The 22,321-nt window shown below is 66.3% G+C and carries 24 protein-coding genes; 17 read left to right on the plus strand and 7 right to left on the minus strand.

The features are described 5' to 3' along the window. Nucleotides 1-35 precede the first annotated feature (35 nt). Together ACQPZ2_RS39095 and ACQPZ2_RS39100 are read right to left on the minus strand one after the other, a co-directional pair. Nucleotides 36-1,265: a M20 family metallopeptidase gene (locus ACQPZ2_RS39095; protein WP_433522985.1), complete on the minus strand. Its 1,230-nt coding sequence runs from the start codon at nt 1,263-1,265 to the stop codon at nt 36-38. Between the two features lie 93 nt (nt 1,266-1,358). After that, complete coding sequence (locus ACQPZ2_RS39100) at nt 1,359-2,063, minus strand: enoyl-CoA hydratase-related protein (RefSeq protein WP_433522986.1); 705 nt, start codon at nt 2,061-2,063, stop codon at nt 1,359-1,361. A gap of 510 nt (nt 2,064-2,573) precedes the next feature. Between ACQPZ2_RS39100 and ACQPZ2_RS39105 the strand changes: the two genes are divergently transcribed. Together ACQPZ2_RS39105 and ACQPZ2_RS39110 are read left to right on the plus strand one after the other, a co-directional pair. After that, nucleotides 2,574-3,353 (plus strand): purine-nucleoside phosphorylase, encoded by a 780-nt coding sequence (locus tag ACQPZ2_RS39105; protein ID WP_433522987.1) that lies wholly within the window; start codon nt 2,574-2,576, stop codon nt 3,351-3,353. Beyond that, on the plus strand, nt 3,354-4,853 hold the full coding sequence (locus ACQPZ2_RS39110; RefSeq protein ID WP_433522988.1) for a phospho-sugar mutase: 1,500 nt from the start codon (nt 3,354-3,356) through the stop codon (nt 4,851-4,853). Nucleotides 4,854-5,182: 329 nt separating this feature from the next. Here the strand turns inward: ACQPZ2_RS39110 and upp are convergent, their stop codons facing one another. Continuing rightward, on the minus strand, nt 5,183-5,806 hold the full coding sequence (gene upp, locus ACQPZ2_RS39115) for a uracil phosphoribosyltransferase (protein WP_433522989.1): 624 nt from the start codon (nt 5,804-5,806) through the stop codon (nt 5,183-5,185). A 154-nt stretch (nt 5,807-5,960) separates the two neighbouring features. Here upp and ACQPZ2_RS39120 point away from each other — a divergent pair, with 154 nt between their 5' ends. The 5 genes from ACQPZ2_RS39120 to ACQPZ2_RS39140 all read left to right on the plus strand — a co-directional run bounded on the left by ACQPZ2_RS39120 (nt 5,961) and on the right by ACQPZ2_RS39140 (nt 9,564). Beyond that, nucleotides 5,961-6,269, plus strand: coding sequence for a hypothetical protein (locus ACQPZ2_RS39120; protein WP_373864733.1), 309 nt, complete (start codon nt 5,961-5,963; stop codon nt 6,267-6,269). A 4-nt stretch (nt 6,270-6,273) separates the two neighbouring features. After that, the gene (locus ACQPZ2_RS39125) at nt 6,274-7,398 is read left to right on the plus strand and encodes a C40 family peptidase (protein ID WP_433522990.1); all 1,125 of its coding nucleotides are present in this window, start codon (nt 6,274-6,276) and stop codon (nt 7,396-7,398) included. A 20-nt stretch (nt 7,399-7,418) separates the two neighbouring features. Then, nucleotides 7,419-7,769 (plus strand): hypothetical protein, encoded by a 351-nt coding sequence (locus ACQPZ2_RS39130; RefSeq protein ID WP_040686879.1) that lies wholly within the window; start codon nt 7,419-7,421, stop codon nt 7,767-7,769. 149 nt (nt 7,770-7,918) lie between these two features. Beyond that, nucleotides 7,919-8,266 (plus strand): YbaB/EbfC family nucleoid-associated protein, encoded by a 348-nt coding sequence (locus ACQPZ2_RS39135; protein ID WP_433522991.1) that lies wholly within the window; start codon nt 7,919-7,921, stop codon nt 8,264-8,266. Between the two features lie 26 nt (nt 8,267-8,292). Continuing rightward, nucleotides 8,293-9,564: a primosomal protein gene (locus ACQPZ2_RS39140; protein ID WP_433522992.1), complete on the plus strand. Its 1,272-nt coding sequence runs from the start codon at nt 8,293-8,295 to the stop codon at nt 9,562-9,564. 2 nt (nt 9,565-9,566) lie between these two features. Here the strand turns inward: ACQPZ2_RS39140 and ACQPZ2_RS39145 are convergent, their stop codons facing one another. Together ACQPZ2_RS39145 and ACQPZ2_RS39150 are read right to left on the minus strand one after the other, a co-directional pair. Then, the gene (locus ACQPZ2_RS39145; protein WP_063038880.1) at nt 9,567-10,664 is read right to left on the minus strand and encodes an adenosine deaminase; all 1,098 of its coding nucleotides are present in this window, start codon (nt 10,662-10,664) and stop codon (nt 9,567-9,569) included. A gap of 268 nt (nt 10,665-10,932) precedes the next feature. Beyond that, entirely contained in the window at nt 10,933-12,219 is a 1,287-nt protein-coding gene (locus ACQPZ2_RS39150; protein ID WP_433522993.1) for a thymidine phosphorylase, read from the minus strand. A gap of 95 nt (nt 12,220-12,314) precedes the next feature. Between ACQPZ2_RS39150 and ACQPZ2_RS39155 the strand changes: the two genes are divergently transcribed. Both ACQPZ2_RS39155 and ACQPZ2_RS39160 read left to right on the plus strand, forming a co-directional pair. Then, the gene (locus ACQPZ2_RS39155) at nt 12,315-12,554 is read left to right on the plus strand and encodes a hypothetical protein (RefSeq protein WP_433522994.1); all 240 of its coding nucleotides are present in this window, start codon (nt 12,315-12,317) and stop codon (nt 12,552-12,554) included. Nucleotides 12,555-12,590: 36 nt separating this feature from the next. Further along, nucleotides 12,591-12,851, plus strand: a complete 261-nt coding sequence (locus tag ACQPZ2_RS39160) for a hypothetical protein (protein ID WP_433522995.1) — start codon at nt 12,591-12,593, stop codon at nt 12,849-12,851. Here the strand turns inward: ACQPZ2_RS39160 and ACQPZ2_RS39165 are convergent. After that, a complete protein-coding gene (locus ACQPZ2_RS39165; RefSeq protein ID WP_169814453.1) occupies nt 12,848-13,243 on the minus strand; it encodes a cytidine deaminase in 396 nt (131 codons plus the stop codon). The two genes, ACQPZ2_RS39160 and ACQPZ2_RS39165, sit on opposite strands and share 4 nt — an antisense overlap. Before the next feature lie 193 nt (nt 13,244-13,436). Between ACQPZ2_RS39165 and ACQPZ2_RS39170 the strand changes: the two genes are divergently transcribed. From ACQPZ2_RS39170 to ACQPZ2_RS39200, 7 genes are all read left to right on the plus strand, one after another. Beyond that, a complete protein-coding gene (locus ACQPZ2_RS39170; protein WP_433522996.1) occupies nt 13,437-13,940 on the plus strand; it encodes a RipA family octameric membrane protein in 504 nt (167 codons plus the stop codon). Nucleotides 13,941-13,947: 7 nt separating this feature from the next. Next, nucleotides 13,948-15,378, plus strand: a complete 1,431-nt coding sequence (locus ACQPZ2_RS39175) for a hypothetical protein (RefSeq protein ID WP_433522997.1) — start codon at nt 13,948-13,950, stop codon at nt 15,376-15,378. A 521-nt stretch (nt 15,379-15,899) separates the two neighbouring features. After that, nucleotides 15,900-16,298 (plus strand): succinate dehydrogenase, cytochrome b556 subunit, encoded by a 399-nt coding sequence (sdhC, locus tag ACQPZ2_RS39180; protein WP_433522998.1) that lies wholly within the window; start codon nt 15,900-15,902, stop codon nt 16,296-16,298. Nucleotides 16,299-16,382: 84 nt separating this feature from the next. Beyond that, the gene (locus ACQPZ2_RS39185; RefSeq protein WP_040686830.1) at nt 16,383-16,814 is read left to right on the plus strand and encodes a succinate dehydrogenase hydrophobic membrane anchor subunit; all 432 of its coding nucleotides are present in this window, start codon (nt 16,383-16,385) and stop codon (nt 16,812-16,814) included. Between the two features lie 108 nt (nt 16,815-16,922). Further along, nucleotides 16,923-18,674, plus strand: a complete 1,752-nt coding sequence (gene sdhA, locus ACQPZ2_RS39190) for a succinate dehydrogenase flavoprotein subunit (protein WP_063038888.1) — start codon at nt 16,923-16,925, stop codon at nt 18,672-18,674. Further along, on the plus strand, nt 18,674-19,444 hold the full coding sequence (locus ACQPZ2_RS39195; protein ID WP_364346493.1) for a succinate dehydrogenase iron-sulfur subunit: 771 nt from the start codon (nt 18,674-18,676) through the stop codon (nt 19,442-19,444). The genes sdhA and ACQPZ2_RS39195 overlap by 1 nt, the downstream gene beginning before the upstream one ends. Before the next feature lie 196 nt (nt 19,445-19,640). Next, entirely contained in the window at nt 19,641-19,973 is a 333-nt protein-coding gene (locus ACQPZ2_RS39200) for a GNAT family N-acetyltransferase (RefSeq protein ID WP_433522999.1), read from the plus strand. A 5-nt stretch (nt 19,974-19,978) separates the two neighbouring features. Here ACQPZ2_RS39200 and ACQPZ2_RS39205 read toward each other — a convergent pair whose 3' ends face one another. Continuing rightward, entirely contained in the window at nt 19,979-20,662 is a 684-nt protein-coding gene (locus tag ACQPZ2_RS39205; RefSeq protein WP_433523000.1) for a JAB domain-containing protein, read from the minus strand. 135 nt (nt 20,663-20,797) lie between these two features. On the opposite strand from ACQPZ2_RS39205, the gene ACQPZ2_RS39210 reads away from it, so the two are divergent. Then, nucleotides 20,798-22,315 (plus strand): alpha/beta hydrolase, encoded by a 1,518-nt coding sequence (locus ACQPZ2_RS39210; RefSeq protein ID WP_433523001.1) that lies wholly within the window; start codon nt 20,798-20,800, stop codon nt 22,313-22,315. Nucleotides 22,316-22,321: the final 6 nt, after the last annotated feature.

Genomic DNA, 22,321 nt, shown 5'->3' on the forward strand with positions numbered 1-22,321 from the left:
GCGTGTCGCGTGCGCCGCGGAACGGCCGGTAATGCTCACCGAATGTCCTCCTGTCGTTGAACGAGCCGTTGCAACAACCTGTCCCTATGTACTTGATCGCGGGCTACGGCGATAGCGGTACGCGCGAGCGCGATCGCACCGTCGGTTACCGCACGATCGGCCGAAGCGTTGACGCTCGCCGCGGCGAAGCCGGGCTGATGCGTCACCGCCCCACCGGCATCTATGCCGATGACCGGATGTATGCCCGGTATGACGTTGGTGACGTTGCCCATATCCGTACTCCCGAGCGGTCGCTGCGCCTCGAGTTCCGGTGCGATCGGCACCCGGCCCAAGTCCACGATCTGCTCGCGATAGGCAAACAGTAATCCCGAATCGGGCGTCAGCTCGGTATATGTCGGCGCAACCGTCCGGATTTCGTGAGTGCAGCCGGTCGCCAGCGCACCCGCCTCGAAACAAGCCGACGCTCGTCGCATCAGATCGTCGAGGGATGCGGAGTCGACTGCGCGTAGGTAATACAGCAGTTCCGCACGTCCGGGAACGATGTTGGGGGCTACGCCACCGTCGCTGACTATACCGTGCAGTTGCTGTCCGGGTCGGAGATGTTGACGCAGCAATCCGAGAGCAACCTGCGCGACGGTCACCGCGTCGCCCGCATTCCGGCCCAATTCCGGGGCGGCGCTGGCATGCGCCTCGTGGCCGTGGAAGACCACCGACAGATCCGCCAGCGCCAGCGAGCGCGCGTCGACGATATCGATGGGGCCGGGGTGCACCATCAACGCCATCGCGACACCGTCGAAGACGCCGCGCTCGAGCATCAGCACCTTGCCGCCGCCGCTCTCCTCGGCGGGTGTTCCGAAGACGACGACGGTGATGCCGAGCGCGTCGGCCACCTCGGCGAGGCCGAGCCCGGCGCCGACCGCGGCAGCCGCGATGATGTTGTGCCCGCAGGCGTGCCCGATCTCGGGCAGTGCGTCGTATTCGGCGCAGATACCCACCGTGAGCTCGCCGGATCCATAGGTCGCGCGGAATGCGGTCGGCAGGTCGGCGATGCCGGTCTCGACGGCGAAACCGCGCTCGGCCAGCGGCGCGATGGTCTTGGCGACGCTGCGGGTTTCCTCGAACGCCAGCTCCGGTTCGGCGTGGATCGAATGCGATAGCGCGACCAGTTCGGGCGCTGCGGCCAGGATCGCGGCCTCCGCCGCCGCACCCGGGTGCGCGTGGTGGTCCGTGCGTGATTCGGGGTGCCCGCTGCGCGGTGGTGGCATGGCACACAGTCTGGCACTGCGCCGACGATCGGGCGCACCCTGCGTCACGGGGCGATGCCGCCGTGCGGCACAAGGTTTGTGATCAGCGTGCGGTTATCCCGGGGCGAACGCCAGATTCTCCGGGGTGGTGGGGGTCGCGAGCCCGGCCAGCGCCTTGGCGTGCAGCGACCGCTTGATCACGGGAAGATTGGGCTTGCGATTTGCCGCGAGGGCGCCCGCGCGCTCGATCGCGGACTTCAGCAACACATCAGCATCCGCCTTTGCGTCGACAATTCCCGCGGAAATGGCCTCGTCGGCGGCAAAGCGGTGACCGGCGGTCATGGCCTGGACGCAGACCTGATTGGTGAGGCGCTCGGTGAGCAGCGCGTTCATGCCGACCGTGAACGGCATGCCGAGGTGCACCTCGGGCAGGCACCAGAAGCCGCGGTCGGCGCGCATCACCCGGAAATCGTGCGAGGTGGCGAGCATGGCGCCCGCACCGAAGGCGTGACCGTTGACGGCTGCGACCGTGGGCAGCGGGAAGGTCAGCAGGCGGGTGTAGATGCTGTGCACGCGATCGAGGTAGCCGTGCATCTTGTCCAGATTGCCGAACAGCCAATCGGTATCGAGCCCGTTGCTGTAGAACTTCCCACTCGCCGTGGTCACCAGCGCCGCCGGCCCCTCGGACGCCTCGACCTGATCCAACAGCCCATGGAACGCATCGATCCAATCCGGATGGAAACGGTTCTCACTGTCCGTCTGCCCCTCGCTCCCGAGATAGACGACGAACACATCCCCTTCACGTCCCAGATACGGCATGCATGCAGCGTAACGGCTATACAACGGAATCCCTACTCGCGGGTAGCTAACCCCCGGCGAGTAGATCAAGATCAGGTGGCACTGGTGGCGGAGGGTTCTCGCTTGCCGATGCCGCCATGAATTCCACCTGATCTTGAAATAGGGCGCCGTCAATGGCCACGCTGAGTGTGAGTTGGTTGGGCTGCGATGGGGCATGTGGTCGGGCACCGATTTCTCGAGGGCGGTGGCCTCGGGATGGTTTGCCGCCCCCTGGTTTGCGGGGAACAATGCTGAGCACGTCGTATGCCGTACCCGGCTTACCTCCCGCAGCCAGGTGGGCAGACCGGCGGCTTCCAGCGTGGTCGGCTGGCTGTGGTTACGTCTCGAGATTTGTCGAAAGTCTTACGAGCGTCGGTCGCGGTCGCACCGCTGGCGACTGGTCGCGGGTTGCTCGAAAGGATCGGCCGCGAGGCACCGGGGGTGCGCGAGCACGCGGCGCCGCGGGCGCGGCAAATCAGATACGGTGGCGGCATGCTTGCCGAACAGGCCGCGAAGGCGATTGCCGAACGTACGGGAGTGGAACGGCACCGGGTTGCGGTGGTGCTGGGATCGGGCTGGCAGGAGGCGGCCGCGGAGATCGGGACGCCGTCGGCATCGGTGCCGATGCCGGAACTGCCGGGATTCGGGACGCCGAGCGCACAAGGGCATGTCGGGATGGTGCATTCGGTCGCCGTCGACAACACGCCCGTACTGCTGCTGATGGGGCGTCAGCATCTGTACGAGGGCTATCAGCCGAGCGATGTCGTGCATCCGGTGAGCGCGGCGATCGCGGCGGGCGTGGAAACCGTGGTGCTCACCAATGCGGCGGGCGGGATCCGGGACGGACTGCGCGTCGGTGAGCCGGTGCTGATCAGCGACCACCTCAATCTCACCGGCCGCACGCCGCTGGCGGGCGCGACCTTCGTCGACCTCGTGGACGCGTGGGACCCCGAATTGCGTGCGGTGGCAAGGGAAATCGACCCGAGCCTGACCGAAGGCGTCTACGCGGGGCTGACCGGACCGCAGTACGAGACTCCGGCCGAGATCCGGATGCTGCGCACCATAGGCGCGGATCTGGTCGGCATGTCGACGGTGCTCGAGGTGATCGCGGCACGTGCGCTCGGAGCCCGAGTGCTCGGTATTTCGTTGGTCACCAACCTCGCCGCGGGCGTCACGGGTGCGCACCTGTCGCATGCCGAGGTACTCGCCGAAGGGCATGCGGCCGCACCGCGTCTCGGCAAATTGCTGCGCGGCGTACTGGAACGGCTGTAGATGCTGCGCTTCGGCACCGCCGGGCTCCGCGGGCCGCTGCAGGACGGGCCCGACGGGATGAACGTGGACACCGTGAGCCGGACGACCGCCGGACTCGTGGACTGGTTGCGCGGTCGCTGTCTCGGCGGCGGCGCGGTGGTCGTCGGGCGCGACGCCAGGCACGGCTCCGCCGAATTCGCCATCGCCACCGCGGAAATCTTTGCCGCCGCGGGCTTTCCGGTGACGCTGCTGCCGCGGCCGCTGCCCACCCCTGTTGTCGCGTACGCAGTGCGTGAGCTGGGAGCCGTTGCCGGAGTACAGATCACCGCATCGCACAATCCGGCGACGGACAACGGCTACAAGGTGTACCTGGACGGCGGTTCGCAGCTGATCGCACCGGCCGACACCGAGATCGAGCGCTGCATCGAGGCCGTCACCGAGCCGATCCCCCGCACGCCGGTCACACCGGCCGCCGATGACCTGGTGCGCCGCTATATCGATCGGGTGGCCCACCTGCCCGAATTGATCGGCGGTCCCGGCGAGCGCTCCGATGTCCGGATCGTGTTGACACCGCTGCACGGGGTCGGCGGCGATACGGCGGTGGCTGCCCTCACCGCGGCGGGATTCAAGCATGTGCACGTCGTCGGTGCGCAATTCGCGCCCGATGCCGACTTTCCCACCGTCGCCTTCCCGAATCCCGAAGAGCCCGGTGCCACCGACCTTCTGCTCGCCACCGCCACCCGGATCGGCGCGGACCTCGCCATCGCCCTCGACCCGGACGCCGATCGCTGCGCCATCGGAATTCCGGACGACGGCGGCTGGCGCATGCTGCGCGGCGACGAAACCGGTGTGCTGCTCGGCGATTACGTGCTGCGGACCGCGCCCCCGGATTCATTGGTGGCGACCACCATCGTGTCGTCACGACTGCTCTCGAAACTCGCCGCCGCCCGCGGCGCGCGATACGCGGAAACGCTGACCGGCTTCAAATGGCTGGCCCGCGCGGGCGACGGTCTGGTCTACGCCTACGAGGAGGCCATCGGTCACTGCGCGGACCCGGCCGCGGTCCGCGACAAGGACGGCATCTCCGCGGCGGTGCTGGCCGCCGATCTCGTCGCCCGGCTGAAGGCCGCGGACCGCACCCTCGCCGACGAACTCGACGACTACGCCGTCGAATTCGGCCTGCACGCCACCGACCAGGTTTCGCTGCGCCTACCCGATCCGGCCGCCGCCGCTGAACTGGTGAACCGCCTGCGCGCCGCACCGCCCGGCGAAATCGCGGGCGAGCCGGTCGAATACACCGATCTGCTCCAGGTGCGCGGCCGAATGCGCACCGACGCACTGATTTTCGAGGGCACCAGCTCCCGCATTGTGGTCCGGCCGTCGGGCACAGAGCCGAAACTCAAGTGCTACCTGGAGGTGGTCGAGCCGGTCACCGACCGGGATGCACTCGCCGCCGCGCGAACCTCGGGTGAGCGGCGGCTTGCCGAGTTGCGGGCATACTGCGGGCGGCTCGCGAAATAGCTCACGGGGTGGCGGGGACTGCTACCGGATTGTGTTGGCAGGGCTGGGGTGGGTTCTGTTGTCCTGCACTGACTTCTCGAGTCTGCTGGCCCAAGATTGTTTGCCTTCCCGCGGTTTTCCCGGCCGTGCCGGGCACGTCGTGTGCCGTACCCCGCTTACCTCCCGCCGTCAGGCGGGCAGCCCGTGACTTCCAGCTCGGTCGACCGGCTGCGTTCTCGAGAGTTTGTCGCGGGTAGTCGAATGGTGGTTGTGAGTGGGGTTTTCGGCAACCATTCGACTGCCCTCGGTGGGGACGAGCTGCCATTTGACTGCGCTCGATGGGGCGGGGGTCAGCGGGGACCGAATTGGCGGTCGCCCGCGTCGCCGAGGCCGGGGACGATGTAGGCGTCGGAGTTGAGGCCCGAGTCGACGACCGCGGTGACCAGGCGCACGGGTAGGCCCGAATCAGCAAGGGCGGCAATGCCTTCGGGGGCGGCCACCACACAGACCGCGGTGATGTCGGTGGCGCCGCGGGCGGCGAGCAGTTGCAGGGTGTGGCGCATCGAACCGCCGGTGGCCAGCATCGGGTCGAGTACGAAGACCGGCATCTCGGACAGGTCGGCGGGCAGTGATTCCATGTACGGCACCGGCTGATGGGTGGTTTCGTCGCGGGCGATGCCGACGAAACCGACCCTGGCGTCCGGAATGAGTTCGGCGGCCGCGTCGACCATGCCGAGTCCGGCGCGCAGCACCGGAACCAGCAGCGGCGGCTGCGCCAATCGCGTTCCCTCGGTGTCGGATACCGGTGTGGTGATCGGGAAATGGATCACCGGCGCGTCGCGCAGCGCCTCGTAGATCAGGATTCCGGTGAGATCACGCAGTGCGGCGCGGAAGGCCGGATTGGCCGTGTCCGCATCGCGCATCGTGGTCAGCAGGGCGGCGGCGAGTGGATGGTCCACGGTGTGCGTGCGCATGTTGGAACGATAAGGTCGAAGACGAGTTCGGCGGCAAACCTCCACCCGAATTTTTTTTCGAACGGCTGGAACCGATCGGTAAGGCAGCGCGTCGAACTAGGTGGATGACGTACTCTGCCTGGGAACAACAGATGGGGGAAGCACTATGCGAAAGATGTCGGCCGACACCGAGGGCATCACTGCCTACGGCGCGACGGCCGCGACCATGTCAGGTGATCTCGCCGCCGCCGGAGTGAGCGCCGCGGCCGCCGATCCCACTCTCCTCGGCCCCATAATGGGCTTGATCGGCGGCGATTTCATGGCGGCCTACGCCGCGGCCCATGCCGGGCATGTCGCCTCGATCGGTCAGTTGTCGGCGGTGCTCGCGAGCATGGGCGGTGCGGCAGCATCTTCGGCCGTCGTCCTCGAGGAAACCGACCTGAACAATGCCGCCGGGCTGAATGCCACCGGACTGGACGGGTGACGCCGTGATCGATGTCAGCGCCCTGGTCCAGCCACTGCTCGACCTGCTCTCCAGCTTCGGCACCGGCGTCCTGCCCACCGGCGGGCCCGCCGACGCACTGACCTCCACCTCGACCGCCGTCGACCAGGTGCACGCGGTCGGCCGCAACAGCATCAATCAGGTGAACAACGCATGGGACGGTGCGGCGGCCGATGCCGTCACCGCGAAGGCGCTGCGGGTGCAGACCTCGGCCGCCAGCATTTCCGACCGCGGCAACGACATGGCTACCGTCGTGAATCAGGCTGCCGCCCAAGTCGAAACAGGCCAGAAGGAGCTGAACGGGATCGTCCAGTCGTTCGTGAACCAGGCCACCGGTCTCGGTCCGGCGCTGGCCACCCCCGAGGGACTGACGGTGCTCGTCGGCTCCGCGATCGACCACATCGGTCAGGGGCTGAATGTGGTCGGCCGCGTACGCAACGAACTCGATACCCAGACCGCGTCGATGAACGAGCTGACTCCCGCGCCGTCGACGCCGTCGCTGTCCAATGTCGCGGGCACGGTCGGCACCGCCACCCAGAGCGCCTCGCAATTGTCATCGACGGTGAGCAGCGTCGCGAGCGGCGCCGGCGGCGTGCTCAGCAGCCTGATGAGCACCGCGAGCAAAGCCAGCACGACGACCGCGAGCACCGCGTCGAGTTCCAAACCGAGTAGCAGCACCACGACCGGGACCGGGCAGTCGTCGACCTCTGGTAAGGGCGTGAAGATCACCCTGCCGGACGGCAGTGTCGTGGAAGCCCCGAACGAGAAGGCGGCGACGGCGGTCAAGGCGGCCATCGGCGCGGTCGGCACGCCATATGTATGGGGTGGCAATACGCCCGGCTCCGGACTGGACTGCAGTGGTCTCACCAAGTACGCGTACGGCGAGGCCGGTGTCGACCTGCCCCGGCTGGCACAGGAACAGGGCAACGGCCATATGCAGGTTTCGCCGGGCGATCTGATGCCGGGCGATCTGGCAGTGTGGGATGGCCACGTCGCGATGGTGGTCGGCAACGGGCAGTTCGTCGAGGCCGGTAATCCGGTCCAGATCAGCTCGGTTCGGACCGACAACATGGGTATGAACTTCTATGGCTTCTACCGGCCGACCTCATAAGTGAGCGGAGCGAACGAATAATGTCCCAGCCCCAGACCCCACCGATACCCAATGTCACGGTGGCGTCGAGCACCAACCGATCGGGCACCATCTCGGTCCGGGCCACCGACCAGGGCATGCCGATCGAGATCAAGTTCGAACGCAGCGAATACCGTTACGGCGCACAGACTCTGGCCGACGAGATCCTGCGACTGACCAAGCGCTCCACCGTCGCCGCCCGAGCCCGCCGCCGCGAGCTGCTCGCCGAGGCGGGTATGCCCGCCGACATCCTGGACAAGCTCGGCCTGCCGACCCGCCAGGCCGCGGTGGACGAACTGGACCGAATCGATGACGCGGACACGGGACCGACGAGCTGGATGAGGCCGGTTTGAGCGAGCGAACGATGAGCACAGCTGCGATCGCAGTCATGCCGGAACCGAGCGCCAGCGAGGTGCAGGCGCATGAGTGAGCGGAGCGAGCGAATCATGAACACAGGCGCCCCAGCGCTCATGCCGGAGCCGAGCGCCAGCGAGGCGCAGGCATGAGTGCGGAGATGGACGCGTTGGTCGCCAACGCGACGGCGAAACTGGAAGCGCTCGAGGCCGCGCTGTACGGCCTCAAGCAGGTGCACGGCCGGTTCCGGACCGAGGACGGCGCGGTCAGCGTCGAGGTGAACAGCGACGGCGCCCTGGTCGCGCTGAGCCTGTCGGAGTCGGTCACCTCACTGCCGCCCGCCGAGGTCGGTCAGCTGATCGTATGGGCCTGTCGCCAGGCCGCCGAGGACGCCGGAACGCAGCGATCGAAGGTCGTTGCGACACTGAACGAGTCGTTCGTGGTAGCGCCGGAGGGTGCCCCGGGAAGCGTTGGAGGCGGGCCGGATAGTCACTGACTCGGAAGGTCGATAGGCTTCCGCACATGGCTTCTGGAGACATCGTCCCGATCGAGCTCGGCCTGACCGACGGCGATCTCGTCACCCTGTGGGCACCGCGCTGGCGCGACGGTGATGACGAGTGGGAGGCGTTCCTCGGACATGAGGACTCGCTGTACGGTTTCGAGACCGTTGCGGAGCTGGCCGCATTCATCCGGACCAACTCCGATAACGATCTCGTGGACCATCCGGCGTGGAAGGTCGTGGCCGGGCTGTCGGCGGCCGAACTGGAGCCGGAGGAGAACTTCACCTTCGATCTGGTCGGGGTGCCGGAGCTGGTCGCGAGCGATCCCGATGTCGACACCATCGCCGAGCTCGACGACACGCTCAGCATGGTGCGCAACATCGGTGAGGTGTGCGAGCTGGAGACGGTGACCAAGTTCTTCGGCTCCCATCCGGTGGTCGGCGCGCTGGCCAGCGGCGTGAGCGCCTTCGTCGGGCGCGACGGCGAGGAGCTGTGGGATCAGATCGGCGCCGCCATCGCCAAGGGCTGGGACGATGTCCTCGACGCCATCGACTCCGTGGTGCAGACCCCCGAGGTCGATGCCGAGGCGGTCGCGGTCGCGGAGGCCGAGCTGCTCGCCGCGGAGGAGAACGTCGTCGACGCCGATGACGCGGCCGACAGCGAGGAGGACGAGGAGTTCGAATCCGTCGACCTCGATGCGGACGACGAGGAAGAGGAAGAAGACGAAGAGGAGGAGGAAGACGAGTCGTTCTGGCACGAGGTCGGCATCGACCCGGTCAAGATCGTCACCTCCGACGGCACCTACTTCACGCTGCGCTGCTACCTCGACGACGAGCCGATCTTCCTCGGCAAGAACGGCTCGATCACCGTGTTCGGCTCCGAGCGTGCGCTGGCCCGCTACCTGGCCGATGACCACGAGCACGAGCTGGCACGGGTGAGCACCTACACCGATGTGCAGACCGCCGCCGTCGACGGTTCGCTCGAGGTCGAGGTGACCGACGAGAACGTCTACGTGCTGCCCGGTCTCGCCGACGATCTGAGTGAGGGCCCGGAGGCGGTCGATATCGAACAGCTCGATCTGGCGGTCGAATTGTTCACCGACGCAGCCGATTACGCCGACGACGACACGGTGGAGCAGGCGCTGGCGCAGTCCACCCCGCTCGGTTGGTACGTCTCCTACCTGCTGAACCCGGACCCGACCCGCCTGGCCCCGAACCCGCCGTTCACCGCGGAGGCCCAGAGCTGGCGGGACCTGGAGCGCAACTTCGAGTCCAGGCTCACGCAGGAGAAGTAGGGCTAGCCGAGCAGGACGGCGTAACCCGGCTTGATGATGTCGTCGATGATGCGCAGCCGCTCGGGGAACGGGATGAACGCGGACTTCATCGCGTTGATGGTGAAGCGTTCGAGGTCGCTCCAGCCGTAGCCGAAGGTGTCGACCAGCTTGAGCATTTCCTGGCTCATGCTGGTGTCGCTCATCAGGCGGTTGTCGGTGTTGACGGTGACGCGGAAGCGCAGCCGCGCCAGCAGGTCGAACGGATGCTTGTCGAGTGAGGGGACCGCGCCGGTCTGCACATTCGACGAGGGACAGAGCTCGAGCGGAATTCGCGTATCCCGCACGTAGTTCGCGACCAGTCCGAGTTGCGCGTCCTCGATCGCGCCGGGAACGGTGATGTCGTCGGTGATCCGCACACCGTGGCCGAGCCGATCGCAGCCGCAGAACGCCAGCGCCTCGTGGATGGACGGCAGCCCGAACGCCTCACCCGCGTGAATGGTGAAATGCGCGCTATTGGCTCGCATGTATTCGAAGGCATCCAGGTGACGGCTGGGCGGGAAGCCCGCTTCCGCGCCCGCGATATCGAAGCCGCCGACGCCACGGTCGCGCCACCGCACCGCGAGTTCGGCGATCTCGCGCGAACGCGCCGCATGCCGCATGGCGGTGAGCAGGCAGATCACCACGATCGGGCGACCGGCCTCGGCCGCGGCCGCCGCGCCCTCGCGGAATCCGGCGAGGGTGTGTTCGACCACCTCGTCCAGGGTCAGGCCGCGCTCGAGATGCTGTTCGGGAGCGAAGCGCACTTCGGCATAGACCACGCTGTCGGCGGCGAGGTCTTCCGCACATTCCCGAGCCACGCGGCGCAGGCCCTCGGGGGTCTGCATTACCGCGACGGTGTGCGCGAAGGTTTCCAGATAGAGCTCGAGCGAGCCGCTGTCGGCCGCATCGCGGAACCACGCCGCCAGTTCGGTCTCATTGTCGGCGGGTAGGTCGTCGTAACCGCAATCGGCGGCGAGCTCCAAAACCGTCGCGGGCCGCAGACCACCGTCGAGATGATCGTGCAGCAGCGCCTTGGGAGCTTGGCGGATCGAGGCAAGGGTCAAAGGCATCGGTCCTGTCATGACCACACGTTAGCCGCACGGACCCGTTCATGCGGCTGTGATTGCGCTCTCCGCCACCCCCACCCGAGACATAACCCGCGATGTCCCTGCTCGAGCAGTCTTCGAGTACCGGAAAGCCCCTTTTACCAGCCAAGAATTAACGTAGCGGTCGGTTTCCTGCCTGCTTGCCGCAAACCTTTTGCCCCCAACTCGGTGCGCTCGACTCGCATTCGGACTCGAACGTGTCGCCGACGAAATCGTATGTCGGGCGAAATCGGGTGCGGCGGCGTCAGGGGGCGATGCGGTCCAAGATCAAGGGGGCTTGCGGCGGGGGCGCGGCTCCGATGGTGAACGAGTTTTCGAGGGCGGCGAGGGCGCCGGGGAAGGCCCGCGGGGTATCGGTGTGCAGGGTGAGCAGGGGTTGGCCTGTGGTTACGGAATCGCCTGGTTTGGCGTGCATTTCGATGCCCGCGCCGAATTGGACGGGGTCGCCCTGGCGGGCTCGCCCCGCGCCGAGTCGCCAGGTGGCGATGCCGACGGCCATCGCATCGAGGCGGGTAAGCACACCGTCACGCTCGGCCCGAATGACTTCGGTGTGCTTCGCGCGCGGCAGGGGCGCGTCCGGATCGCCACCTTGGGCCCGAACCATGGCGCGCCAATGGTCCATCGCGCGACCGTCGGCGAGAGCGTCGGCCGGGTCGATATCGAGTCCGGCCTGGTCAACCATCTCGCGGGCGAGGGTGAGCGTCAGCTCGACGATATCGGCCGGGCCACCGCCCGCGAGCACTTCCACCGATTCGGCGACCTCGAGTGCATTGCCCGCGGTACGTCCGAGCGGGGTGTCCATCGCGGTCAGCAATGCCACCGTCCGCACCCCGGCGTCGGTGCCGAGTTCGACCATGGCCGTTGCCAATTCACGCGCACCGTCCAGGGTTTTCAGGAAGGCTCCGGAGCCGACCTTCACATCGAGTACGAGCGCGGCGGTCCCTTCGGCGATCTTCTTGCTCATGATCGAGCTGGCGATCAGCGGGATGGATTCAACGGTCCCGGTGACATCGCGCAACGCGTACAGCCGCTTATCGGCGGGGGCGAGATCGGCACCCGCCGCGCACACCACCGCGCCGATGCCGGGATCGGACAGGATCTCCCGCATCCGCGCTACCGGCACATCGGCCCGCCATCCCGGGATCGCCTCCAGCTTGTCCAGCGTCCCGCCGGTATGCCCCAACCCGCGCCCGGAAAGCTGCGGCACAGCGGCCCCACACGCCGCGACCAACGGAGCCAGCGGCAACGTGATCTTGTCCCCCACCCCGCCGGTCGAATGCTTGTCCACCGTCGGCCGCGGCAGATCGGTGAAGTCCATCCGACCCCCCGACGCGATCATGGCATTCGTCCACCGTGCGGTCTCCCGACGCGTCATCCCCCGCCACACGATGGCCATCGCCAACGCCGCCATCTGCTCGTCGGCCACCGCCCCCTTGGTGAATCCATCCACCACCCAATCGATCTGAGCATCCGACAGCTCCCCGCCGTCCCGCTTGGCCGTAATGATCGAAACCGCGTCCACTGCCGTCACACCGGCAAGTCTGGCACGAGACACGCTCGGCCCCTGGAACTTGTCGGTGCTCTCCGATAGCCTCTGCGCATCATCGAGTCGACATTGGGGGAGCAATGACGCACGCACACCTGGACCGCCGCGTGACGGACCTCGAGGCCCGAATCCGCGAGGCCGAAGACGGCTTCGGCGAATCCCAGTTGAAGCTCACGCGCCGAGTCACCGCAATCGAAATCGTCCAAAGACGAAGCTTCTGCCGCATCCTCGAACGCCTCGGCGTCCCCATCGACGAAATCTCGCAGATCACGGTCACAACCGACGACGAGATCGACGCCGTCCTCGAAGAAGACTGCTGAGCGGCGACCATGACATCCGCATATGTGGATCGCCGAATGACGAAGCTCGAAGCACGAGTCACCGATGTCGAGGAAGGCTACGGCGAATCCCAGCTCGGACTGACGCGACGAGTCACGGGACTCGAGATCTGGGCCGGACGTGTCACCGCACACGCAAACGGCGTGGGGCAGAACGTGAAGCTCATCGCCGAACACCTCGGGATCAGTCCGGCCGACACACCAGCGATTCAGCTCATCGACGTCGAGATGCCGACGGAAGCCGAAATCGACGCATTGTTCGAAGGACGAGCGACCTAGGTCTGCCCGGCGTCCAGATCATCGGGTCCGAAGGCGTCGGGAAGCAGGGTTCGAAGCGGCACAGGCCCGGTCTTGTGGTCCACCAGAAGATCGGCCCCGCCGTGTTCGTAGAGCAGCTGTCGGCAACGCCCGCAGGGCATCAGGATTTCGCCCCGGGAATCGGTGACCGAGAGGGCGAGCAACCGGCCACCACCGCCCGCGAACAGGTTCCCGATCAGTACACATTCGGCGCACAGGCCTAATCCATAGGAAACATTTTCCACATTGCACCCGACGACCACTCGGCCGTCGACCAGCCCGGCCGCCCCGACCGGGAATCGGGAATACGGCGCGTAGGCCCGCTGCATGACCTCATATGCGCTGGTCCGTAATAGTTTCCAGTCGATATCCACGTGTTCGCTACCTTCCGTGGTCGAGGGTCGGTTTCGGTATGGCGGGCGGCTCGGCTGGTCGAATTCTCCCGTCCCGGCCCGACGCCGCCCGGCTCGACCCACGCCTGATCGTGGACCTGGCCAGATCCCGGTGCGCGGCAACAGATTTCGGATATCATCGAATTACTTTCGGCCCCTTCGGAAGGTGGAGTCGATGTCCAGCCCGATCAGCGACGGCCTGTGGAATTCGCACGTCACGCCGGAAAGCTATGCAGGCCGGTACCAGGACGCGGTGCTCGAACAGTACAAGCTGTATGTCGAGATGGCCGACCGGATCAGCGCCCGCCGCAGCCTGACCAACAGCTTCTTCCTGACCCTCAACACCAGCGCCTTCACGATCATCGGCGTACTGCTGCAACTCCATCCGAGCCGTGCGGTGTGGACGCTGGTGTGCCCGACGGTCGCGCTGGTCGTGCAGTGCGGAGCCTGGTACTACCTGCTGCGTTCTTACCGTCAGCTCAATGCGGCCAAATATCAGGTCGTCGGCGCACTGGAGGAGCGATTGCCCGCATCACCGTATTGGCGCGCGGAGTGGACCGCACTCGGTCAGGGCCGAAACCGGCGTCTCTACCGGCCGCTCACCCACCTCGAGCAGTGGGTGCCGGTGATATTCGCGCTCACCTACGTAGTCACCTATGTCGTCGCCGTCCTGAAGTGATGTCGGCATGACCGCGGAGGATCTTCGACAGCGTGTGCGCGCGACGGAATCGAAGGCACTGTGGTCCGGGCTCGGCAACACCGCACTTGCGCTGCCGTGGGCCGCGGCGATCATCGGATTGATCTTCTTCGCACCGGAACCGCTGCACCGCGGTATTCCCGATGTGTCCCTGTCGCAGTGGCATCAGCTCGTGCTGTTTCCAGCGGTCATCTGCGGGTTCGGGTTGTGGGAGCGCGGCTACGAAGGGGCACGCGACTGGCATGCCTGGTACAGCGCGCATCGGGTGCGCCGCAAAGTCGACCGCCATCCCGACCGCGCCGCACTTTTGGTGCCGCCGCTCGAGGCGCATCTGAACGAGTTGCGGGCGATCCGAGGCCACCGTCAGGTGGCGCTCCGGCGGGTGTGGTGGATCGTGATTCCGATCGGCCTGATCATTGCGGTGCTGGTGTTCGGCGTGCAGACCGAGGACCCCGATGGCACGCTGCGCGATGCTCCGGAGGCCGTGGTGCCGCTGATCGCCGCACTCATCGCGATATCGCTCGCCATCATCGCGTTCGCACTACCACGCTGGCGACGCTGGTACGCGGCGTATACCGCCGAAAAGTGGTCGAATAGCCCGGCATACGCCGCAGCGCTCAGTCACCTCGGTCCCGACCCCCGCTTCGTTCGCGCGTCCGAGATTCCTCCACTGCGAGTGCAGTTCGTGCAACCGAAGTCGGTCGATTACCGATTGACCGTGGTATCGGCCGCGCGCAACGTGTTCAAATCGCCGCCGCTGGAGATCGCCTATCTCCGACTGTTCGAGAACCAGGCCAGAATCCGCAATTTCCTGCACGGCGCGTGGCGCGAATTCGGCTATGTCTACATTCTGCGTAGCTCGGGTTCGGTCAGCCCGGCGGAGGTTGCGCGGGCGCGGGCCGACAACGCGATACGCACCATGTTCGCCGCATCGCCGCGCACCTTCCGTACCGCGCTCGCCGGATTCGGATCCGAGCCGCTGCCGCCGGGTAAGCACCGGCTGACCGGGATCACCAATATGCCCGAACGCGTGCACGATCCGGCCGGTAGCTACCCGGTCCGCGCACTGCTGTGCCACGGCAGTTTCTGGAAGAGCGCGGTCGACCTGCTGTTGGCCAGAGTCGACCTGGTGGCGGTCGATCTGTCGGGGTATGTCCCGGCCAACACCGGAACACAGTTCGAACTGCAGCGGGTGATCGACCGCTTTCCGATCAATCGCGCGGTGCTGCTCTGCGATGCGGGCAGCGACCGCGCGTTCATCGAGGCTCAGGTGCGCTATCACTGGTCGCAGATGGCTTCGGGTTCACCCAACGCCGGGGCCTCCGAACGCACGATCCTGGTCGCCGTCACCGGCGCGGGGCGTCCTGCGGACCGCGAACTCATGACGCGGTTGCTGGAACGACGCCGATGGACGTCATAGCGAAATTCAGCTGTCGCCGACCGGAATCTGCGATAGTTTTCTGTTACCGATGAGTAGGTTATCGCCTGTCGAATGAGACATTTTCCACATTGCCGACGCTCACAATTCGGCCCGTCGAGCGGAGAGCCCCGACGTCGACCGGAAATCGCGAGTTCGATACATAGGCAATGTACATAACTTGAATTGCCTTGTCGCGCAAGATTTTTCAGCCGCTTTTCGATATCGGCAGCCCCTCCGGAGACCAGCCGCACTTGCCCGCGCAGGGGCCACGGCGCAACCCTTTACACATCAAGAAAGGTAAACCTAACTCGCTCGACTGTAGCGCAACGCACGGCCTGCCGAATTAGTTCCGCGATTGCGAGGGGATTAGAGTCCAGAACAGATCGGTTCAGGTTCCCGGCGGCGGGCCCCGCGCGAGCTATTTGGAGCAGCAAAGCGCAGCCACCTGGGCATTTACATCCACGTCGCCTGCCTCGGACTTGCAACCGGGTCCATCAACGACGTTGGAGGCACCGCACTCTATGACCACGATAGAAGCTCCGGCACAGCCGAAGCGGAAGACGCTGTACCGAGGCGACCCCGGAATGTGGTCGTGGGCGCTGCACCGGATCACCGGTGTCACCATCTTCTTCTTCCTCTTCGTGCACGTCTTGGACACCGCACTCGTTCGGGTCAGCCCCGATACCTACGACCACGCCATCGAGATCTACAAGAACCCCATCGTCGCGCTGATGGAGATGGGCCTTGTCGTCTGCGTGCTGTTCCACGCGCTCAACGGCGTACGCGTGATCCTGGTCGACTTCTGGGGCAAGGGCCCGAAGTACCAGAAGACGATGCTCTGGGTGATTCTCGCCATCTGGTTCCTGCTGGTGGTTCCGGCCGTCGGCCGCCAGTTCTTCTACCTGTTCACGGAGCATTGATCCCATGAGTGAGCGAAGCGAACGAATGATGAACACAGCCGCCACTGCGGTCATGCCGGAGCCGAGCGTCAGCGAGGCACAGGCATGAGCGCACCTGTTCTCGGTAAGTCGTACGACCGGCCCGCGAGCCTGGACCTCCCCCGCTCGCCGCGCGCCCGCTCCAACAACAACTTCGAGAAGTACGCGTGGCTGTTCATGCGCTTCTCCGGCCTGCTGCTGATCGTGCTGGTCCTCGGCCACATGACGATCATGCTGCTGCTCGACGGCGGCGTGAAGCGGCTGAACTTCGCCTTCGTGGCCGGCCGCTGGTCCAGCCCGTTCTGGCAGTTCTGGGATCTGAGCATGCTCTGGCTGGCCCAGCTGCACGGCGGCAACGGCCTGCGCACGGTGATCGCGGACTACTCGCGCAAGGACTCGACCCGGTTCTGGCTGAACACCCTGCTGGCCATTTCGATGATTCTGATCGTGGGCGTCGGCACCTACGTCATCTTCACCTTCGACCCCAACATCAGTTAGGAACAGGCGAACTCCCATGAGTGAGCGCAGCGAACGAATCATCGACACAGCGTGTTTCACACATGCCGGAGCCGAGCGCAGCGAGGTGGAGGCATGAGTGAATCCCGGATTCAGGAGCACCGCTACGACGTCGTCATCGTCGGTGCCGGTGGCGCCGGTATGCGCGCGGCGATCGAGGCCGGTCCCCGGGCCCGCACCGCCGTTCTGACGAAGCTCTACCCGACCCGCAGCCACACCGGTGCTGCACAGGGTGGCATGTGCGCCGCGCTGGCCAATGTCGAAGAAGACAACTGGGAATGGCACACCTTCGACACCGTCAAGGGTGGTGACTACCTGGTCGACCAGGACGCCGCGGAGATCATGGCCAAGGAGGCCATCGACGCGGTGATGGACCTGGAGAAGATGGGTCTGCCGTTCAACCGCACGCCCGAGGGCAAGATCGACCAGCGGCGCTTCGGTGGTCACACCCGTGATCACGGTAAGGCCCCGGTCCGCCGCGCGTGCTACGCCGCCGACCGCACCGGCCACATGATCCTGCAGACGCTGTACCAGAACTGCGTCAAGCACGACGTGGAGTTCTTCAACGAGTTCTATGTGCTCGACCTGGTCATGTCCGAGTCCGAGCGCGGTCCGGTCGCGACCGGTGTGGTCGCCTACGAGCTGGCCACCGGCGAACTGCACGTCTTCCACGCGAAGTCGATCATCTTCGCCACCGGCGGTTCCGGCCGGATGTACAAGACCACCTCGAACGCGCACACGCTGACCGGTGACGGTATGGCGATCGTGTTCCGCAAGGGTCTGCCGCTGGAGGATATGGAGTTCCACCAGTTCCACCCGACAGGCCTGGCCGGCCTGGGCATTCTGATCTCGGAGGCCGTCCGCGGTGAGGGCGGCATCCTGCGCAACGCCAGCGGTGAGCGCTTCATGGAGCGCTACGCCCCCACCATCAAGGACCTCGCGCCGCGTGACATCGTCGCCCGCTCGATGGTGCTCGAGGTGCTCGAGGGCCGCGGCGCCGGACCGAACAAGGACTACGTCTACATCGACGTGACCCACCTCGGCGAGGACGTGCTCGAGGAAAAGCTGCCCGACATCACCGAATTCGCGCGCACCTACCTGGGTGTGGACCCGGTGAAGGAACTGGTGCCGGTCATGCCGACCTGTCACTACGTGATGGGTGGCATCCCGACCCGGATCCGCGGCGAGGTGCTGCGCAACAACACCGATGTGGTGCCCGGCCTGTACGCCGCCGGTGAGTGCGCGTGCGTCTCGGTGCACGGCTCCAACCGTCTGGGCACCAACTCGCTGCTCGACATCAATGTCTTCGGCCGCCGCTCCGGCATCGCCGCCGCGGAGTACGCCCAGCGCACCGAATTCGTCGAGATGCCGGAGAACCCGGCGCAGATGGTGCAGGACTGGCTGGCCATGCTGCTGTCGGATCACGGCAACGAGCGCGTCGCGGATATCCGCACCGAATTGCAGTACACGATGGATATGAACGCCGCGGTGTTCCGCACCGAGGACACCCTCAAGCAGGCGCTCACCGATATCCACGCGCTCAAGGACCGCTACACCCGAATCACGGTGCAGGACAAGGGCAAGCGCTACAACAGCGACCTGCTCGAGGCCGTCGAGCTGGGCTTCCTGCTGGAGCTGGCCGAGGTCACCGTGGTGGGCGCGCTCAACCGCAAGGAATCGCGCGGCGGCCACGCCCGCGAGGACTACCCGGACCGCGACGACGTCAACTTCATGCGGCACACGATGGCCTACAAGGAGGGCGCGGAGCTCATCTCCGATATCCGCCTCGACTTCAAGCCGGTGGTGCAGACCCGCTACGAGCCGATGGAGCGTAAGTACTGATGACTGCCGTACTCGAAACACCCCCGCAGAAGGCCGCACCGGTTCCCGAGGGCTCGGTCATGGTCGACGTCAAGGTCGCCCGGTTCAACCCGGAAGACGACAAGGGCGCGCACTGGGAGACCTTCCAGGTGCCGGTCCTGCCGACCGACCGCTTCCTGAACGTGCTCATCTACATCAAGTCCTACCTGGACGGCACGCTCACCTTCCGGCGCTCCTGCGCGCACGGTGTCTGTGGTTCGGACGCCATGCGGATCAACGGCGTGAACCGGCTGGCCTGCAAGGTGCTGATGAAGGACATGCTGCCCAAGAGCGGCAAGTCCCTCACCATCACCGTCGAGCCGATCCGCGGCCTGCCCGTGGAGAAGGACCTCGTGGTCAACATGGAGCCGTTCTTCGACGCGTTCCGTGCCGTGAAGCCCTACCTGATCACCTCGGGTAACGAGCCCACCCGCGAACGCATCCAGAGCCAGGCCGACCGCGCCCGGTTCGACGACACCACCAAATGCATCCTGTGCGCCTGCTGCACCACCTCCTGCCCCGTGTACTGGAGCGACGGCAGCTACTTCGGCCCGGCCGCGATCGTGAACGCGCACCGCTTCATCTTCGACAGCCGCGACGAAGGCGCCCGCGAACGCCTCGACATCCTCAACGACGTCGAAGGCGTCTGGCGCTGCCGCACCACCTTCAACTGCACCGACGCCTGCCCCCGCGGCATCGAGGTCACCAAGGCCATCCAGGAAGTCAAGCGCGCACTGCTGTTCGCCCGCTGACCCCAGGACCAACCTCACCGGCCCGAAAAACGAAGGCCGCCTACATCTTCGGATGCAGGCGGCCTTCGCCATTCGTGCGCTCATCGGCCGTGCCCACCAAAGGCCGTTCGCTCATATTCGAACACATCTGCATCCAGTCACCAGTTGCCTTTGTCGTCTGCGCAATAAACGGCGGTACGGATGCGTTCCAGGGGGCATGAGTGAACCGAATGTAGAGGTAGTCGGCGTTCCCGCGCGCAATGCGTACGAGATCCGGCTCGATGGTACGACCGTCGGCGAGGAGCTGTATTTCGATGACGGTACGCACCGTGTGTTCTATGCGACCGAGGTCGATCCGGCGTTCGGCGGCCGGGGATTGGGCAGCATTCTGATCCACGACGCGCTCGCGGACACGGTGGCGAGCGGCCGCCGGATCGTGCCGGTGTGCCCGTTCGTGGTGCGGTGGGTCACCAGGCACGACGACTTCGCGGCGAGTGTCGACGAGCCGACACCCGCACTGCTGCAACGCATTCCGGCACTGCCCCGCTGACCGCATCACGCACCGGACCGGTGCAGCGGTGCGGCGCTGGCCCACCCGTCCCCCGCGATCACCACGTGGTCCAGGAAGCGCAGGCCGACGGTGCGGGCGGATTCGATGAGCAGCGTGGTCGCGCGGCGATCGTCGAAGCTGGGGACCGGGTCGCCGGAGGGGTGATTGTGCACGACTGCGAAGGCGCGACCGTCGTGGCGCAGCACGGTATTCAGGATTTCACGGACCGGGACGGCGACCTGATCGATCGCCCCCTCGGCGACGAATACCTTGTGCCGCAAGCGATTCTGCGCATCGCACACCAGCACCAGCAGCCGTTCGACGCGGGCGCCCGCGAACAGCGGCAGCGCTACCCGGACGACGTCGGCGGCGCCGTCCAGGCGCGGGGCGGTCTCCGGACTGTTGCGCGCCCTGGTGCCGAGATGGAAGGCGGCGATGATGGCCGCCGCCTTGGCCTCCCCCACACCCGCGCGCCGCGATAATTCCTCGGGCCGCGCGGCTGCCAGACCGGCGATGCCGCCGTGCTCGGCGATCAGCTCGGCGGCCATATCCAATGCGCTTTCACCGCGGCGACCTTGGCGCAGCAGCACGGCGAGCAATTCGCTGTCGCTGAGCGCGTGCGGGCCGAGCGTGAGCAGCCGTTCGCGTGGACGTTGGCCGGATGGCATTTTGGCGATGGGTACCGACATCAATCCCCCTCGAATGCGATGCGATCTCGCATCATGCCAGCACCCACCGACAGGCCGGATGCGATGGCGACCATGGTCTGCGCACCGCGACCGGGTCGGGCAGACTGAGTGCGCAGGTCCAACCATGGGGGTCGAATGTTCAACTGGCGCAGGCGGAGTGCGCGTCACATCGGGCTCGCCGCAGTCTTTCTCGCGGCCGCCTGCGGTGCGCAGGCCCAGCCCGTGCAGAGCCCGCACCTCGACAACACCCCGGGCATCGGCAAGTACTACCACCAAACGCTGGTATGGGGTCCGTGCGACGGTTTCGAAAATGGTGCGAACCGCACCGGACTCGAATGCGCCCGCGTCACGGTTCCGATCGATTACGCCGAGCCCGACGGCAAAACCGCGCAACTGGCGATCTCGCGATCGCGCGCACGCGGACAGAAGATCGCCTCGATCCTCACCAACCCGGGCGGGCCCGGCGGTATCGGCCTGACGCTGCCCGCCGACCTCGCGCAGACACCGCTGGCGCAACGCTTCGATGTGATCGGCATCGATCTGCGCGGACTCGGCGCGTCGACGCCGAAGCTCGTTTGCAGTACGCCCGAGGAGCTGGCGGCCGAACGTGCCGGTCTGGCAGGCGAATACCTGCCCTTCTGGATGTCGCAGGCCGAACACAACAGCATGGATCTGGCCGCGAAATGCGTGCAGCGCACCGGATTAGCGTTGCTGTCACATGTCGGAACTGCCGAGTCCGCCGCCGATCTCGACATCGTCCGGGCGGCACTCGGCGAGGAGAAGCTGACCTACCTCGGCGTTTCCTACGGCACCCGACTCGGCTCGACCTATGCCGAGATGTTCCCGGATCGGGTACGTGCCATGGTCCTGGACGGCGCGGCCGATCCGGCCACCAATATCGCCGATCCGGTGATCGTCTATGCCGGTATGCAACGGGCTTTCGACGCGTACGCCGCCGACTGCGTCAAAGCGCCGGACTGTCCGATCGGCACCGATCCGGCCAAGGCGTCCGGGCGCATGGCGGCATTGCTGCGGCCGCTGGCCGACCGCCCCGCCACCACGAACGACGGTCGCGGCCTCGGCTATTCGGACGCCACGACCGGGGTGATCTCGACCATGTACACCTCGAAAGCCTGGCCGGTGCTGACCCGCGGCCTCACCGAATTGACCAAGGGCCACGGCGATATCCTGCTCACCCTGGCCGACGACTATCTCGCGCCCGAGTCGGTGGACACCGGTTACAAGACCGCCGTGAGCTGCCTCGACGACCGGCGGATCACCGATCGAGCGAGCGCGCTCGAACTGGACCGGCGGGTCCGCGCCGCTGCCCCGGCGTTCGACACCGGCCGCGCGGCCGATTGGGTTCCGTTCGACGCCTGCACCTTCTGGCCCGTCCCACCGACCAGCCGCCCGCATACCCCGACGGTGACCGGCCTGCCGAAGTTGGTGGTCGTCTCATCCACCGGTGATCCGGTCACGCCGTACCAGGGCGCGACGAATCTCGCCCGCGCGCTGGGCGCCACGTTGGTCACTTATGAAGGCATCCAACATGGTTCGTTCCTGGACGGCGTCGAATGCGTCGACGAACCGGTCCTGAAGTACCTGATCGAGCTGACCCCGCCCCAGGAAGGGCTGCGCTGCCCGACGCGGTGAGCCCGA

Source organism: Nocardia pseudovaccinii (assembly GCF_050942345.1).
Classification (GTDB): domain Bacteria; phylum Actinomycetota; class Actinomycetes; order Mycobacteriales; family Mycobacteriaceae; genus Nocardia; species Nocardia pseudovaccinii.